This is a genomic window from Aureliella helgolandensis (assembly GCF_007752135.1).
Classification (GTDB): Bacteria; Planctomycetota; Planctomycetia; order Pirellulales; family Pirellulaceae; genus Aureliella; species Aureliella helgolandensis.
In genome coordinates, this window is sequence record NZ_CP036298.1 from 2245681 (window position 1) to 2261036 (window position 15356).

At 53.0% G+C, this 15356-nt stretch carries 14 protein-coding genes; all 14 read right to left on the bottom strand.

The window, feature by feature from the left end:
- The 14 genes from Q31a_RS07950 to Q31a_RS08010 all read right to left on the bottom strand — a co-directional run bounded on the left by Q31a_RS07950 (nucleotide 1) and on the right by Q31a_RS08010 (nucleotide 15340).
- Nucleotides 1-1638, bottom strand: coding sequence for a sialate O-acetylesterase (locus tag Q31a_RS07950; protein ID WP_145076391.1), 1638 nt, complete (start codon nucleotides 1636-1638; stop codon nucleotides 1-3).
- Between the two features lie 603 nt (nucleotides 1639-2241).
- On the bottom strand, nucleotides 2242-2811 hold the full coding sequence (locus Q31a_RS31350; RefSeq protein WP_145076393.1) for an ImmA/IrrE family metallo-endopeptidase: 570 nt from the start codon (nucleotides 2809-2811) through the stop codon (nucleotides 2242-2244).
- Nucleotides 2808-3188 carry a helix-turn-helix domain-containing protein gene (locus Q31a_RS07960; protein WP_145076395.1) on the bottom strand — a complete coding sequence of 127 codons (381 nt, stop codon included), beginning with the start codon at nucleotides 3186-3188 and terminating at the stop codon, nucleotides 2808-2810. Before Q31a_RS07960 ends, Q31a_RS31350 begins: the two co-directional genes overlap by 4 nt.
- Before the next feature lie 140 nt (nucleotides 3189-3328).
- On the bottom strand, nucleotides 3329-5668 hold the full coding sequence (locus tag Q31a_RS07965; RefSeq protein ID WP_145076397.1) for a terminase gpA endonuclease subunit: 2340 nt from the start codon (nucleotides 5666-5668) through the stop codon (nucleotides 3329-3331).
- 284 nt (nucleotides 5669-5952) lie between these two features.
- Entirely contained in the window at nucleotides 5953-6462 is a 510-nt protein-coding gene (locus tag Q31a_RS07970; RefSeq protein WP_197356408.1) for a hypothetical protein, read from the bottom strand.
- Nucleotides 6463-6576: 114 nt separating this feature from the next.
- On the bottom strand, nucleotides 6577-8037 hold the full coding sequence (locus Q31a_RS07975; protein WP_197356410.1) for an SEFIR domain-containing protein: 1461 nt from the start codon (nucleotides 8035-8037) through the stop codon (nucleotides 6577-6579).
- Nucleotides 8038-8169: 132 nt separating this feature from the next.
- On the bottom strand, nucleotides 8170-8952 hold the full coding sequence (locus Q31a_RS07980; RefSeq protein ID WP_145076403.1) for a hypothetical protein: 783 nt from the start codon (nucleotides 8950-8952) through the stop codon (nucleotides 8170-8172).
- A 1292-nt stretch (nucleotides 8953-10244) separates the two neighbouring features.
- Nucleotides 10245-11222, bottom strand: coding sequence for a polymorphic toxin-type HINT domain-containing protein (locus Q31a_RS07985; protein WP_145076405.1), 978 nt, complete (start codon nucleotides 11220-11222; stop codon nucleotides 10245-10247).
- A 457-nt stretch (nucleotides 11223-11679) separates the two neighbouring features.
- The gene (locus Q31a_RS30765; RefSeq protein WP_231691118.1) at nucleotides 11680-12021 is read right to left on the bottom strand and encodes a hypothetical protein; all 342 of its coding nucleotides are present in this window, start codon (nucleotides 12019-12021) and stop codon (nucleotides 11680-11682) included.
- Between the two features lie 614 nt (nucleotides 12022-12635).
- Nucleotides 12636-12983, bottom strand: coding sequence for a hypothetical protein (locus Q31a_RS07995; RefSeq protein ID WP_145076407.1), 348 nt, complete (start codon nucleotides 12981-12983; stop codon nucleotides 12636-12638).
- 9 nt (nucleotides 12984-12992) lie between these two features.
- Nucleotides 12993-13766 carry a 5'-3' exonuclease gene (locus Q31a_RS08000; RefSeq protein ID WP_145076409.1) on the bottom strand — a complete coding sequence of 258 codons (774 nt, stop codon included), beginning with the start codon at nucleotides 13764-13766 and terminating at the stop codon, nucleotides 12993-12995.
- 3 nt (nucleotides 13767-13769) lie between these two features.
- Nucleotides 13770-14195 (bottom strand): hypothetical protein, encoded by a 426-nt coding sequence (locus Q31a_RS08005; protein WP_145076411.1) that lies wholly within the window; start codon nucleotides 14193-14195, stop codon nucleotides 13770-13772.
- Entirely contained in the window at nucleotides 14188-14361 is a 174-nt protein-coding gene (locus Q31a_RS30025) for a hypothetical protein (protein WP_197356414.1), read from the bottom strand. Before Q31a_RS30025 ends, Q31a_RS08005 begins: the two co-directional genes overlap by 8 nt.
- A 400-nt stretch (nucleotides 14362-14761) precedes the next feature.
- The gene (locus Q31a_RS08010; RefSeq protein ID WP_197356415.1) at nucleotides 14762-15340 is read right to left on the bottom strand and encodes an HD domain-containing protein; all 579 of its coding nucleotides are present in this window, start codon (nucleotides 15338-15340) and stop codon (nucleotides 14762-14764) included.
- Nucleotides 15341-15356 lie beyond the last annotated feature (16 nt).

Here is a 15356-nt window from a genome sequence, read left to right on the forward strand (position 1 = left end):
TTAGGACACCTTTTTCTGAATAGTCTCGTCAATGAACTGATTGCGCTGATTGACCTTGCGAACTGCACCGCCAGGTTCGAGTTCTTCATCGGCCCGAGGTATGTTTAGAACCTGATTCAGCACCGCTTGCTGCTCTTCTGTCAGTCCACTTGGTTCGATGTCACCAATTGCTGCAGGCAGAGTCTCCGAGGTGTCTTTCAGGATTGCCGTCGAACGCTGCAGTAGGGTGAAATTCCCAGGGTCTTCCCAGTACAGCGATAGCGCCGCTCCGTGCCTTGTGCCGGCAATTCGAGCGGAGGCCGCAGAGTAGTGAATCAACTCGGTCGGCTCGGAAGGGAGGTCTCTGAGGTCAATCAGGATCGTGTTCGGTACCGTATCCTCGATCGCGAGAATCTGATCTTGAACAATTTGGTAGCCTGCATCGGTAACAACCCATTCTTGGGGCATCGTACCAAGGGTGACTGGGAAAGATTCGCCTGGGAACTCGGCCCTAAATGCCGCAGTCATTTCGCGGAACTCGGCTGTGAAGGCATTCCGCTGGGCAGTGTTTCCAGCGGCGTCGTTCTCCCCCAGTTGCCAGCAGACGCCAACCAAGCGATTGTTATTGCTGGTTGCCATCGCTAGTTGTGTGCGAGTGAGCATGCCGCTGTAATTGTTAGTGTAGGACACGTTCCAGTCGTCATTGCGGAACCCGGTATTACCCTCAGCCACGGGGACGAGCAGAACCCTGCGCCCCGGTTCAAGTCGTCGACGTATCCACTCCTTAGCAATCGACAATCCAAGGCCCACCGTGTCAGCAGTCCCGCCGATGTGATCGAGCGGATCCGCAGCGAGAAAGATCTTATTGGCGTTCGGAGAGAACCTTCCCCATTGTTGGATCCTGATGTCTGTCGCGTCGAGCGTTGAATCTATTGGCCCGTAGCGAATGATCTGGTTTGACTGCCCGGGCAGAGGGATTATGTCGTACCCCTGTTGATTGTCCAGGTAGTCAGTAAGCATTACCGAAGATGTTGGGACGTCGTCGGAGATAACCACGTGACGCAGTTTTCCGATGAATGGTTCGACGTTTACGCCGCTCAGCCGGACGGCACCTACAGTGATCCTGTTGACCGGAAATGTTACTCCGAAAAGGTTACTAAACCACTCGGTGTCAGAAGCGGTGCCAGACTCGTAGGATATCGCAGTTTCTGATCCGTTTGTCCACATCTTTGGACCATCGGAACCACCGCTAATAGCGAGTCGCCGCCATGTACCGTCAGCAAACGCACTTGACGTTGATGCAATCTGCCAGATTAATACGCCATTGCGTTGGAGCTTTGCGCGTATCTTTCCTGCATCAATCCAGATTTCCAGCAAGCTCGGAGTGGCTGAGGTTGTGTGGGACGCTCCGATGATAGATTGCTTCGCGGACGATGTCGTTGCAAAATTGGCTGCCACGAATCCGTCGTCTACATTGAGCGATGCAACTGAATTTTGGTACAACGACTCAGCCCCTGCCAGCGTCAAGCAACGAGCGTAGGTGGCATCTCCGGTCGTGTGCAAGGGGCTTCCGTTGAGCGCCCATGGAACGTTTGGGCTCGCATCATCGTATTCGATCTTTCCGCGGTGTAAGGATCGCAGGCTAACTAACACGGCCATCTAATTGCTTTCTAATTGCTATCGATCAACACCACCAACTGGACTTTTCTCGATATCTCGTTCAACAGCTCGCATTAAGCCAGTTGCATTGCTATCAGGATTCGGCACCAAGTTCGCCATCGGAATGCCCCTAGCATTCTCCGCCAAGTCCAAATTAGACGTTGGGGCCCCCTGTGAGTTACAGCCTGCCTAGGCTGCGCGCACGAAAAAGCCCTGCCATGGTTAACATGGCAGGGCGAAGTGGAAAATTAAATTAGTGAGCTTGGACGTGGGCGTCCTGGATATTTACGCAGGTACTCACGTACCCGCACATCCTTAACGCCAGTCCACTTCATAAATGGTCTGGCTCGATAGTGCTCACGCACATAAACCCAGCCAACCAAGGCCGAAAAAGTACGCTTTTGAGATGGGGTCCATCCCGAGGAAAACCGAAATTGCGACATTTGCCGCTCCCTTTACCGCCCTGCGTCTGAGATTGACAGAGCCGATTCCGGGAGCTAGGATTACTACTCACCAGAGGAGTGATCCTAGCAGGGCGAAAGCTCCCGGATAGCTCTTTGGCCGTGTCGTGCTGTAACACGATTACGGCCTTTAGAAATACTTTCATATTAAATTCTTCCTGTTTACTACGTCCAATCGAACGTTTGCTGCCGAATACGAAACATTGAATACTTGCATCAATAGACGCGCTGACAATGGACGTCTCTTCTTAAGGATTTTCAATGCGCATGCTGGCATCATGTATGCGGCGGTGATTGCGTTTGCTTGCCATTCTGGATCGCGAAAAGTTGGTATCGAATCCCTTCTGTTTAGCCGAAGTGTGGATCCGCTCTCTAGTACATTTCGGATCTGACTTGCGTGTTGCCACACATGTGCGCATTCATGGATCACTGTAAATCTGGATCTCGGATCTCCTCGGCAAGCAAGCGTGTAGGTGGCATCAGACACTTCAACTCGATGGTCTGGCCAGGTTCGGCCTTCTACGCCATGTGGTAGGGTGCTGGTCACCGATGTGTCGAATTTGTATATGTCGTGTAGCAGCTCCCAGGTTTCAATCACGTCTACCGGTCCTGGTGCCAGGAGCAGGTCAGGAAAGTGGCGTTCAAGCTGACGCAACGAAATCTCTTCGATTTCGCGATAGCTCAAAGGTTCCACTTGGGGCACATAAGTCATTCATCCTTCCTTTCGTTTCTTTTTGTTGCGATAAATCTCTCAACTTGCTCCCATACATCATCGGGGATTTCGTCCTGCTCGTAGCTGCGAGCAAGCGAAGCTAAAACGTTGGTGGATGTTGAACTCTTGCCTTTGGTACTTACGTTGAGGTGTCGCACAGATTGAGCTGCCAGGAGCAAAAACTCTTCCAACCGGTCCTCACATTTTAAAGCTTGCAACCATTTGCGAATGGTCGTTTCGTTAGGGGGATTCTTCGTACCGCGTTCGACCTGAGAAACGTATGCTACCGATACGCCAGCTGCCTCCGCCAGCTTCAGGAGGTTATCCTTGCCTCGCCTACGAGCTTCCCGCAGTGCCAATCCAAATTTGGTCTGCATCGTAGTTTTCCTGAGTTTGTGTGTGGTCCGAACCGTCTGCTAACTACAGCTGACTCCAAGGTTTGAACCGCCTTGGTTTAAAGTTAACCGCAGCGGTTTAAAGTTGCAATCCATATGACCGGAAAAATCTGATAATTATTCTAAGCGGCGCGTTTGGCTTGGGCCTCGGCCCGCAGCTGCTGCAGGCTCTTCTTGGTGCGTTTGGCGGCGGGAGATTTGGAGTAGCGTTCTTTGTTGGGCATGCAGCCGGCCATCAATCCCAGCGTGCCGGCCATGACCAGGCAGTCTCCCCAGTGGTTGTCGCGGCCGGGCAACAACATCCATTCGAGCAGCTTCCGTCCACGGCCCTCGGTCTCGATCGGATATTCTGCAGATGCTTGATCGGCAAACATGCGGTGAGCGGCAACTGAGGCCTGGAACAACGTCCAATCTCCCCCCGCCCCCTGCGGAATCAAGAACCGTCGGGCAATCATCGTTTTGAGAATATTGGTGTCGCTGATCACGTGCCGTGGTGCCTTGGTTCCTTTGGTCGATGGAATGAACCATTCCTCTCCGACTCGCTCCCCCTGTTTTTTCTTCCGCATATCGAGTGGTGTTTGCTTAGCCGTGATCCCCTTGCCGTGGAATGGAATTGGACGATTGGGGTTCTGCCGGCAAACGTTGTAGACGCTCTTCTTGGAGTCACCGTAGTTGGCGTCGATAATCGTGTGATCGATCGACATCTCTGCGCCATCGTCACGCACATAGGAGCGTGCGTAGAGATCACGCATGAGATTGTTGATCCCCGCAAACCAGGCACCCTGAATGTCTGGGATGTTGGTTTTCTGTCTCAGCGAGATCTGCAATTGGCCGAGTGTCCAGTAGGCACCCAGCGGTTGCTCTGGGTAGGTTCCGTAGTCGATGATCCACCCGGTGAAGTCGTCGGCCAACGCCAACTGCAACCAATACAAGACATCCTGTTGAACATCGATCGCCGTGAAGATGTGATTTGCGCCGGTTGGGATGTCCCCGCGCGCGTAGCCATTGGCACGCTGGACGATGTCATCACTCGACGGAAACGCCACTTGGCCAATGGCGGTATTGCTAACCTGTGGATTGTTCTGATACTCGGCCTCGAATGTGGTGGGGTTCGCCAGTCGCAGGTTTTGAGCGGACTGCAGTGCCGAGAGCTCGTGATCCAACCTCCGTTGTGCCCAGGGTACGACGGCACCAATATCCATGATCTTGCGATGATCACGGTAAAGCTTTGTTGCGCGTGGCAGCAACGTCTGACCGGCCCGGAGATCAACCTCCCGCAACTCTGCGTACTCTTCCCATTTGGCGGTGTTGGTGGGCCAACGTTCGACCAGCGAGAATGTGCGGCCTTGCCAATGTGGATTGAGAGTGCGATCGAGTAACCTGTCAGCAAGGTCCCCTTTCTGAACGATCGTTACCGTGGACAGGCCTGCAATGCGTTTGCCGGGTCCCGCTAGGCCCATCACTGCACCGTTGAGCAATGTTTCGCGTCGTTCCACCTGAGCGACTTTCTTGGCCGATTGGTCGGTCTGCAAATCGTCCCCCAGGAACGCATCAGGTCGGAGTGATTTGCCGTCCGAACGTTGGTGCAACATCCCGCGAATTCGCCCCAGCAGTCCCACCGCCTGCAGAACTGTCCCGCCTGTGACTCGACCATCTTTGTGGGTGACCGTTGGCAGGACGATCTTCTTGCGTCCGGACCATGAGATCAACGTCGGTTCGCCACCGACCATTTGCCCCTTGCCTCGCTGCGGGATTCCTTCGAGCTGCCAGATGGGATGGCAGATCTCCGGGAAGTCGGCGAGCAAGAGTGGATTGGTTTCGAGCTGGACTTTGACGATGTCCATCATCTCGTAAGCCGCTTCGGCCGCCGCCCCCAGCAGCACGAGATAGGACCGCCAACCGTAGAGCATCGCAAGCACCCCACAATGGATGCACAGCGATGTTTTCCCGCTCCCCCGTGGCATCCCCAGCGCATACAGGCCACCGAATCGCAGGACCTGGTTCAGAGCGTCAATCACCTCCACATGCTGGCTTGACCACCCCAGAGCAAACACATCCGGGAAATAGGTCTCCAGTGCCAACTGCAGATCCTCACCGCAGTCGTGCCGACGCTGCGGATCGGCCACTGGGGGCAATGGTCCGATCTCGCGTTGACCGGACGACTGGAATCTAGCTCGAGCTGCAGCCCGTTCGCGATGTTTGGTGTAAGCCGCTTTCTCTTTGGCCTTGGGCGACAACTTGTCTGGCGACGCCGGCTTGGCAATAGTGACCGGCTTGCCAGGTTTTACTGCAGGCGGTTTACTGGGATTGGATTTGGCCGCTGACTTGGCTTTTGCAACTGGCTTCGGCTTAGCCTTTTTCGCAGGGGCTACCTTTGGCGCAGTCTTGCCCGGACTGCGTTTGGCAGCAGCTCGCGGTGGAGTGCGTTTTGCGGGAGCTGGCTTGGTAGTTTTCTTCGCCATAGATTGCCGGCTAGCCGAGCTGCATATCACGAGGGATTGCGTACTGTGCCCGCAGAGCTGCCCAATCGATCGGGCGTTCCACCTTCCGCAATGGCCTCTCCGCTCCGCAACTGCAGCGTGTGGGGCCGTAGTACGTCAACAGCTCTCGGGAGCTCACCGCCCGATCGAGCTCGCCACAGTGCTTGCACGGGCGCCGGGCCGTGGGAGGTTGTGTCCCTCTCGGCCAACGGTAGCGAGGTGGCAACGGCGGTTTGGATTTTCGCTTGCGTAGTTTGGTCGACGGCTTAGGCGACTTCATTAGGCAGATCATCGGCGTCTCGCAATTGGGCGTGTCCGGCGGTTACCAGGGCCGTGGAGAGTTGTTGCCAACCCGCCAGCATGCACAAACTGTTCACTTCTGTCGGGCGATCATCACTCGCCAAATACAGCTCCCCATCGCAGATAGCACCTGGCACCATCGATTGCAGCCAATCACGCCGGCATGGAATGGGAATGTGAGCAATCACAGCGGTCGCATCCCGTAGATACCGATCTGTCCACCTCCGAGAGATCGGGCACGGTCCCAGAGCCATCGACGTGTGTCCGTCTGCGGCCTGTGGATCGAATAGATGCAACGCAGACGGTGGAGGATCGCCGCGCCGGAGATGCGTCCGCGATGCAACGGGCAGCCGAATCGTGAGATCATCCCCCGAGTCGCCACCACTGGCGTTGATCAGCTGAATTGATATCAATTCAGCCGAGTACACATGCCGGATCCGTACCGGCGTAACCAACCCCATCAAGAATCTTTTCATCCACCCGACAGTAGCAAAACTATCGAGAAAGCACTACCCGGAGCCACCGAATCCAAGTCTAGCAAATGCTTGAAGGATGGGATTAACAGTCCAAACATATTACGTCGCATCCCACTAATCTCGGGTTGCGATGAACTCGTAGCCCATCATTTGAGCTGGTGAATGCCAATTGCGAAAACGAAAACTACGTTCGGCATACCTATGCATCAATGCGTCTAATTCTTCTTTAGATTGAATGCCTAGTATCTTAAGGATTTGGTTGAAATATCGCGTTGACTGCGATCGTGCAAATACCTCAAAAACCATATTGCCCGCAGTTGTCGAGGAACCGTCTAAAGTTACAGGATACCATCTAGGCCAATGTCTGTTTTCAGGTAAACGATCTAGTTCACCACGCAAGTATAGAACAAAATCTGCCTGCATGAGTTTGGGGAACTCAACGGCTGATTCGTGTGACCTTTTTTCCAACAAATCGGAATGGGGGTGAAGGGAGGAGGCTAAATGGTTCTCGACTGCCTTTGCTACAAATCCAATAGGTTGATACATGTACTCAAACGAAACCATGCCGTTCCAACTATCAACTCTGAGGTTTGGAACATAGTATTGCGTCTGTAGTAATGTGCAGACATCCGTAAATCGTTGGCGACCTAGCAAAATAGCAATCGTGTATAAGAACAGTTCATGAACAATGAAGCGATAATTATCGAAGTCAGTGTCCAGATGACTCGCCACGGTTTGCGAGCTGTCTAAGAAGGGCAAAAGATCTTCGAAAAAGCGATGCAACAGTTCAGAAGATTGCCCGTCTTCCAAGTGCATGGCCATCGTCGAAATCAAGCCGATCGCTTCGTTGCGATACGGCAAGAAAGTCTCGACATTCTTGGACGTCCGATCCGTGTTGGCTGATTGCTCGAGGCGATTGCAATCATCGGCATCAAGTCGGAAGCGTTCAAGATTCTCTGAAACGGCCGAGAAATATTCTGCGACGTGCCCACGCCAGTTAGCTAGGGCTCCTCGAACCGACTCTGTTGCTCTGCGAGCTTTACTAGTGGTCCCAAGTGCAATAGCGTCCTCCTTAAGATACTCAGGCATTTTTCCCAACTGAGGTTTCTTGTAGAGTGGCTTGTCAAATATCCATCGCATAAGTTGTTCAAAGTTTTCCGCGTGACTCGTCGGAGTGGACAGGTCAATGTAGATTCTAGAACTGTAATACGCAGGCAAGAAGGGCTTCCCCTCTGGATTCTTTTCGAATACTACTGCGACAAACTTGTCCTGCCGGCTTTTCCTATATACCTCTGGTGATATTATTTGTGTTTCTGTCCCCACTCCACCTGTTCGTTCGTTTGCCTTTCTCACATACTCATGATCGCAAACCAGTATTACTTTCCTGATTGCTTCATCACTTACCATCGTTTCCATGAAATGATTGGCATCGTGTCCCTCTCGCAAGTCCCACTTGTCTAAAACAACATCAACGCCATTTTCAACTAGATCCGTCGATAGCTCAAGTACTCGAGTTGCGTGCTGTTTTGTTGTCCAACTGTATGACATGAAACATTTGGGAGCGGGAGTATTCATAGATAGCTTCGGCATCTAATGGTAAAGATGAGAGAGGAGGGCAAGAACTGTTCGGCGATTTTAGGCAGTCAGTTGGTAAGGCTGGGAGGTCTCTAAATCCATCATGCGCGACAAGATGTTTTCAAATTAGAATCAGCGAGTCGACAGTCTCCGAATAGCGTTTGCTAGTGAGGCAGGTTCAGCTGGCTCTTTCCCGTAGGACCATCGGTGCTCGTCGATACTGAAGCCGTACTTCTCGCTAACCCCATCGATTCGAGCATATACATTGCCCCATTCAGGACTGGCTGAGGAAACGAGGTAATTGCAAGTTGAAACTTCAACTACACACCACTCTTGTTCAGGATGGGGACGGAAGCCGGCTTCAAGGAATGGCTCGAGCCAACTCGGCCAGCCACTTGACGGCCTAATCTCTGCGTAGCCCTGCATGATATGCTTGCAACATCGAGAAATGTGCCCTACAGGAAGATGTTGGCGGTAAGATTGAAAATCAGGACAACTGCATGAAGGTGCCGTCAAGTCCAGGTCGTACGTTAGATCTGGTTCCCTAAAAGAGGCTACTTGAAGTTTTGTTGGGATTGCAATGAGTCTGGGCGCCCCATCATCGAAGCACCCTATTGCATCGTCGAGTTTAACACCAAAGGGTTTGACTCCTGACAGGGCATGCTCCCGTGCCCATTCTCGCCGGACCTTTTGAATAAGTCTGCCTACCTGAATTGCTTCGGCTTCATCTATCTTGCCATCAGCAAATACATCTTTCAACAACGGCAAGAATTGACTAGCCGGCCAAGTCTTGCGGCCGTCCATGTTGTCGTTAAGCCATTTGGCCAATCTAACAATTTCCCTGTGAGTTAGCTCACCATCTTCAGCGACCTCTTCGATGAGGGTCAAGTATTCGTGTGTGTAGTCAGTGTTCATTAAATTGGTATTCAGTACGAGAGTGGAAAGTCCGGATGCAAGCGCTCAGTCGGAAACCTACAGAACACTGTCGCATTATTATAGGCGGATGGAGCGCGTGCAACTTAGCGGTAGTGGAATCTCCGCGAGTCTTGTTTCTCGGGAGTCTAGTCCGCTGGGCAAGGTGGGGTGGGCTAAACCAACGACTGGGGAAAATTCAAGAACCGCACGTTGAAAGAAGGTCTCCGCAATAATTGCTGTGCCATTTCGCACAAAGCTAGAGGTCAATTTGCGAGCGATTGGAGGGGCCAGCAGCGAACGGTCGGAGCTGTGTGACTGCAGTGAGGGGGAGCCGATGCGTAGCTGAGATTGGTGGCTCGCGTCTACTCAGCAAGGCCGGCGTAACGGTAGGCGAAGTGGAGATTGTCCCTCCGCCCCGTCCCTACTCCCATCGAGCAGCTCGATTGAAATCAATTCAGCCGAGTAAACATGCCGGATTCGCACCGGCGTAACCAACCCCATCAAGAATTTGCTCATCTCCTGGACGGTAGCAAAGCAATTGACAAAACACTACCGCCAGGAGGGCGAATGATAAGTGTTGAATTGGAACAAGCTTGCTTTCGTGCAGCCGAACTTTACTGCGTCAAAACTCGTGTAACACAAATACATGCATCGTGCATGCACAAGCTACAATTCAAATTCCACACATCTCAAAAATGGGGTATTCAATTTCAGTAAGCTGTTAGCTGGCAGCTCCGCTGTTATGCGATCATTCCGACCTGAGCCCGGCGTGCAGGCGGCTAACTGTGCCGTCATCTAGAAAAACGACTTCCACGTTATGAGTACCAAGCTCGGGCAATGTATCCACACCCGGGCGAGGCTTTAGTGATGTAGCTGTAGCTGGCAGCCGATATATTCCAGACTGCGTTTGAAAATAAGAATAGTCTTTGTCACTACCAACCCAGCTGAAGGATTCCATGCCCTTCGTTACTTCTCTAAGCTGGGGAAGGGTCAAGTGCGTAGCGTTCTCCAGTGTAGTACCGCCAGTGAGTTTGGGTTTACATCCTGCAATCAAAATAGCAGAACATACGATCGAAAAAACAAGCATAGCGCGCAGCATGATTTCTAAGTCCCTAAGCGATTGAGTTTCAGCGGCTGTTGGTAGGCGCAACGCGCGCCAACCAGAATGACTTCAGGAGCATTATATCTCCTGAAGTGAAATTGTGTGTGAGCGACAGGTTTGTCTGATCCAAACTGTCAAGCACGGTTGTTACCAGAGTTTTACATCAGCGCTGTTTTGCGAAAAACGGGATTTACTTTGTTGGAACGACTTTCACATACCTTTGACTAGGCGATTTTTTCAGGAACCCTGGCTCCGACGGATTCATTGAACATGAATCGGCCACCAAGATTGAAAAATCCCAGTTGCTCTCACCCACGAAAATACTACTTTTTCCATCCACAGAAACACTGTAGACGTCTGCCTCGTCGCCAATGCGCAATGAGTCAACCGTAACCCACTTGTCCGTATGGCTTCGCAAAGAGTCACCAGCAACCAGCTCAATCGCAGGTATCCACCCCTTGTCCTTTTCGTAAAAAGGGTGCTGCTGCGTGGTCTGAATGACATGACCGCCGGCAACAACGTTAAATAATCTCGCGCGACTGACCTCTACTTTCTTGATTTCCTGCACTGAAGGAGTCGTCGCAATTTTGTCGCGCGGTGAAGAATAGATGAGATCGCCGACAGAAAGATGCTCAATTGGTTTGAATCCTTCTGGGGTCAACAATTGAGTCTCTGCAGAAAAACATTCCCCACCGGGATTCGGTATCCAATACCAACTACAAAGTGCTCCATAACTGTTCCAATGGTAGTATCCGCCGCTGTAATTCCACTCTCCATACTCAAACCACACGTAGACCCCCTGGAGAGGATATAGACCAGGCCCCTTCAGCGGCACATTTACCACTTCAGAACCAGATGTCGAACCTGGGTTTGAAGTGGGGTAACCCTCGCCTACTCCTGAACCGGGAGAGTAATATGTTGTTGGGCTCGTGTAATAGACAGGCGCATAACAACCGACAACTGTATAACCATCCACTCCTGAAAAGGAGCCACCAGACCATGTCACTTCCTTTCCGTTTCCTGGATCGCATATGATGCTGCCTCCGGTTACGACAGCACTCTGAGCCTGGACGTTTGGCGTTAAGATTGCAATCGCTCCCAGCAAGGTGGTGCACCGCAATACTTCCAGAAGACATCGGTTCGAACAGATTCTTACATCGAATTTCATTCAACATTCTCCACTTGAAAGACTAGGATTGAAGCTACTTACATCGAGGGGTAGCATATCGCCCGCAGTTGGGAAGTCAAGAACTTTTTGACTTGCCAAATCTGGAAATAAGAGAATTTGTCGGCAGAAAAATTGGCCTACGGGTGGTCCAGTCGGTTGCTTTGGATTCGTCAGCGAAAGTTGTGTATATACCGGGAGGAAATCGATTAGTAATGGAGTGACTTGATACCTATTGTCTTGGATGGGAAATCGCCACAAATAGCGAGGATTAAGGGCAAAGGACATGAATAAGTTGTAATATCTACGGGCGGTAAAGCGCGTTCTGAGGCACGCAAATGAGGGAACGAACAAACAAGTTAATGCATCCGAAAAATGCAAATTCGAAAGTTGGCATCAAAGATCGGCAAGCGAAGGGGGTTACTTGAGATCATCGGAGTAGATTACGCTTGCGTAATCTTCATGCCTGAGCGGACTTTGTAAAAGACAGTTTTTCGAATCTCGCGATCGCATGCTGCAGCTGCTCGTGAGACCACCCCTCACCGCGACCGTACCGAATGAGATCCGCCCGCTTGCGTTCCTCGTCGCCACTGAGCTTGGCGAGTTTCAATTTGGGTTCGCCTCCGCCCAACTGAGCCGAGTCGAACGATTTGGGGATCGCCAGCCAGTTGTAGAGGGTCCCTCCGCGTCGAGATTCTGCCGGCATGGCACGAAACGCAGCTACACGATGTTCGATTGCCTCCGGAGTTAGGCCGTGCGAGAGAGCCCGTCTGACCGCCTCCTCGGCTCTTCCAACGCCCATCTGAGAAACAACAACAACAATTCGCTGGACTGAGGGATCGAGTGATTCGCTGCCCCCCGAGTGGTTTGGCTCTGTTGTTGTTGTTTCTTGTTTAACGTTCCCTGTTAATGTTGTTGTTTGTAGACCCGGGGTGGGTCCATCAGTGGGTCTATCAGCGGGTCTATCAGTGGGTCTATCAGTGGGTCTATCAGTGGGTCTATCAGTGGGTCTATCAGTGGGTCTATCACTCCGGCGAGATCGTCCAGCAATGGCCGCTTCAATCTCTGAATAAACGATCCTGTATTCGATGCCATGGGACTCCCGCAACTCTGCTAGGAGCCCAATCTCCCGTAGGGCACGAATGCAGCGTTTGGCGTGTGTGCGATCGCAATCCGCACTCTCAGCGATCGATGCCTGAGAAGCAAAACAGATCGATCCGAAATCCTCGATCACTCTCAGGATGGCCTTCAGGTCCCGCGCCTTCATACGGCGCCGAGTGCCACCCTCCATGATCGCTACGTTGGGGCACGTGAAGTCCTGCAGCAAGCGACGTCGATACCCACGATCGCTGAAATCCAATTCCTGTTGATTGCTCATTGTGTCCTGCCTCCGGCGTGGAGCGTTCTCGTGCGTGATCAGAATAGGGTGGGTTGAGCGCGATGAGCTGCATCGCGTGGTGGAAGCTTTGGTGAATCAGCGGGTGGCGGGAGATCTGCCAGCTTGGTCGTAGCTGGCACAAGTTCCTCAGGCTCGGGCACTGCATTCAATGCATCCCGGACCAAATGCCAGTCATCCGGGGACCAGGCGGTACGTAGACGGCCACCGGGGCTATCGAGTTGCCGGCCCTTAATCAGCATCGCGCAGCCCCATGGACAATCGGCAGTGATCGCATCCGGTGCCTTGAATTTCGCGATGGCTATCAGCTCTACCAGCGGACTGTCGTTTATCTCTTGGGCCAACTTTGTGGCTTCGTCAAGTTTCATCGAAGGGACCTAGGAATGAATGCGATTCAGAACAGCGACTGGAACAGGAACATCGCTCACCAACGTCAGCAGCTGCCGCTTCAGTGGCAATTCACTGCGATAGTTAGTGAGAGCCGTCCGCTGTCTCTGCTGGATCTTGGCCGCGAAGGGCGTCCGGAAGAATCCCTCCAGCGTCTTGCACTGGGTGAGCACTTCGGTCGCCGCGGCTTTGCCCAGCCCCTCGCAGCCGGCAATGCCATCGCTCGTGTCACCCACAATGGCCCGATAGTCGATCCACTGGATTGGCTTGACTCCGTATTTGAGCTCTAGACGATCTGCGGTTACCGCATCGAACATCAATCGGGACGGGGTAGCGCGTTTGATGCCAATCACCTGGCTCACCATGCCGGTTACCAACAGTTGATGCAGATCGCGATCGGCGGAAAACATGATCGCCTTTTCTCCCTCGTCATGAGCAATCCGGACCATGGAGGCAATGCAATCGTCCGCTTCGTACCCTTCACAATCGAACGACTCCACGCCAGGTGCCGAGTCGACCAGCTTGCGGGCTTTCTTCAAACTGGCATAGAAGTCATCAGGCTTGGCACTGCGGTGGGCTTTGTAGCGCGACGACAGCGAGTGTCGAAACGTGGGCCCGGCGTCCCAACAGACCACTGCCAGGACATGCGGTACCTGTTCTAGGACCGTCAGCAGCCGCCGCTGGAAGGTGACGGCAGCCCCCGAAGCGTTGGCATAATGGCATTGAGCAAACCAATTGTTTCCATCAATCAACAGATAGGTCATCCGTTACGCTTTCCTTTTGAGTTCGGGCTCTTCGGTGTCAGTGAACAACAACGTCTGTGAGCTGTTGGCCAGCAGATTGTCCAGTTTGTATTGCAAACGTTTGATTTCACTCTGATGATCATTCGCTTTGACGATCTTCAGTTGGCGAGCGGACTCGAATGCCCGTTGTGAGGTACGCAGTTGCCGGGCCGTCTCGATGATGTCCTTGTGGTTCGTTCCCTCGGGAGACTCTCCGGATCGCTCCAGTCGCTGGCCTAGCTCCCGAATCATGGGGATGGCAAAGTCTGCCGCCCAGGCCTGGGTGCGATCGACGTGGGCCGTCGCCTCGCACGACTCAGCCAGCTTGAGCAGCTCCCCTAGTGTCAGCCACTCTGCCGATTGCCGAGCCATGACGTAAGCTTGCAACTGCACGAAACATCGTTCACTCATTGATGTTCGCCTCCGGCTTGGACGCTGCCATAAGGGCCTTCGCTTTGGTTCCTTGGGAAGTGAATAGCCGGCCATCTGGACAGGCTACCGACCATGGATCGATCGGCTTGCTCTTGGAAAGGATCACGGTCCCCTGGTCGGTCTTGATGCGTAGTATTAGTCGCATAGGTGTGTTAAACTCACCTCCCCGGAAAAGTACCAGCACGCGCGCCAAACCCAGGGAATAACGCAGTGTGAGAACCTTAGTAAGGTTCTCACACCCAGGAAATAACGCACACATGCAGCGGCGGGGAAATCGCCCGCCACCACACACAACCAAGTCCTGTCCAGGCGCACCGCGACCGATTCCACCCACCGAGCATCTTTTGCATGGACGCCGGTCGGTAGTTAAAAATCGTTAGGGTGCCCCGTACGTGGGCTAGTTGTTCACTTCAGTGCAGCGCGTCGGAGTCGAACCGACATTTCTAGTTGGAGGTGAAGGTCACCGCTTGCCGGATACGGCCCGTGAGCTACTTCCGCGATGACCTCCTAGCGTCTTTCCGATTAGACGAACGCCACAAAACTATCTACTCACCCAATTCAACTCCTAAACTGGCTGCCACTGATAAGAACCGACTGGCGGCTTGAATCGGCGAGTAAAACGCCAAATCCACGTTGCGATCGGGGATCGTATCGAAATCCGCCCAAGGCTCGTTATCCTCGGTCAACAATGCGTTGCGCTCGACTTTCAGCATTTGCCGGTCGTACGCACGGATTTTGTCGGCATGACCAACTAGGTCGACGTCGAAACGCTCCATAATCGCCCGCTCCATGCGTTCCTCCAGCCGGCAGTACTCCGGTAAGAGCAATTTCAACGGTTTGACGATGTCTCCCAAATATGCCTCGGCGGCATCGTGCAACAGCACCGCCCGCATTACTTCCTCGGGGCATTCGTCGTAGTTCGCTAAGCGGCAACACATCCAAGAGTGCTCGGCCACCGAGTAGAACTGGCAGGTGTGCCCGCCAAATCTACACAGCTTGCCAAGAGCCGCCGCAATGGTCTCCAAATCGAGGGTCGCAGGATCCGGATTGACCAAGTCAACATAATGGCCAGCCGCAACCTTGATCGTGCTGCCAATGGTGCCAAAGCTATCCGGAGTTTGCATCGTTCGTCCATGCTTG

Bases quoted from the DNA above. Each gene is read 5' to 3' on its own strand.
- Q31a_RS07950 (WP_145076391.1), bottom strand. From the start codon at position 1,638: ATGGCCGTGTTAGTTAGCCTGCGATCCTTACACCGCGGAAAGATCGAA.
- Q31a_RS31350 (WP_145076393.1), bottom strand. From the start codon at position 2,811: ATGACTTATGTGCCCCAAGTGGAACCTTTGAGCTATCGCGAAATCGAA.
- Q31a_RS07960 (WP_145076395.1), bottom strand. From the start codon at position 3,188: ATGCAGACCAAATTTGGATTGGCACTGCGGGAAGCTCGTAGGCGAGGC.
- Q31a_RS07965 (WP_145076397.1), bottom strand. From the start codon at position 5,668: ATGGCGAAGAAAACTACCAAGCCAGCTCCCGCAAAACGCACTCCACCG.
- Q31a_RS07970 (WP_197356408.1), bottom strand. From the start codon at position 6,462: ATGAAAAGATTCTTGATGGGGTTGGTTACGCCGGTACGGATCCGGCAT.
- Q31a_RS07975 (WP_197356410.1), bottom strand. From the start codon at position 8,037: ATGAATACTCCCGCTCCCAAATGTTTCATGTCATACAGTTGGACAACA.
- Q31a_RS07980 (WP_145076403.1), bottom strand. From the start codon at position 8,952: ATGAACACTGACTACACACACGAATACTTGACCCTCATCGAAGAGGTC.
- Q31a_RS07985 (WP_145076405.1), bottom strand. From the start codon at position 11,222: ATGAAATTCGATGTAAGAATCTGTTCGAACCGATGTCTTCTGGAAGTA.
- Q31a_RS30765 (WP_231691118.1), bottom strand. From the start codon at position 12,021: ATGGGCGTTGGAAGAGCCGAGGAGGCGGTCAGACGGGCTCTCTCGCAC.
- Q31a_RS07995 (WP_145076407.1), bottom strand. From the start codon at position 12,983: ATGAAACTTGACGAAGCCACAAAGTTGGCCCAAGAGATAAACGACAGT.
- Q31a_RS08000 (WP_145076409.1), bottom strand. From the start codon at position 13,766: ATGACCTATCTGTTGATTGATGGAAACAATTGGTTTGCTCAATGCCAT.
- Q31a_RS08005 (WP_145076411.1), bottom strand. From the start codon at position 14,195: ATGAGTGAACGATGTTTCGTGCAGTTGCAAGCTTACGTCATGGCTCGG.
- Q31a_RS30025 (WP_197356414.1), bottom strand. From the start codon at position 14,361: ATGCGACTAATACTACGCATCAAGACCGACCAGGGGACCGTGATCCTT.
- Q31a_RS08010 (WP_197356415.1), bottom strand. From the start codon at position 15,340: ATGCAAACTCCGGATAGCTTTGGCACCATTGGCAGCACGATCAAGGTT.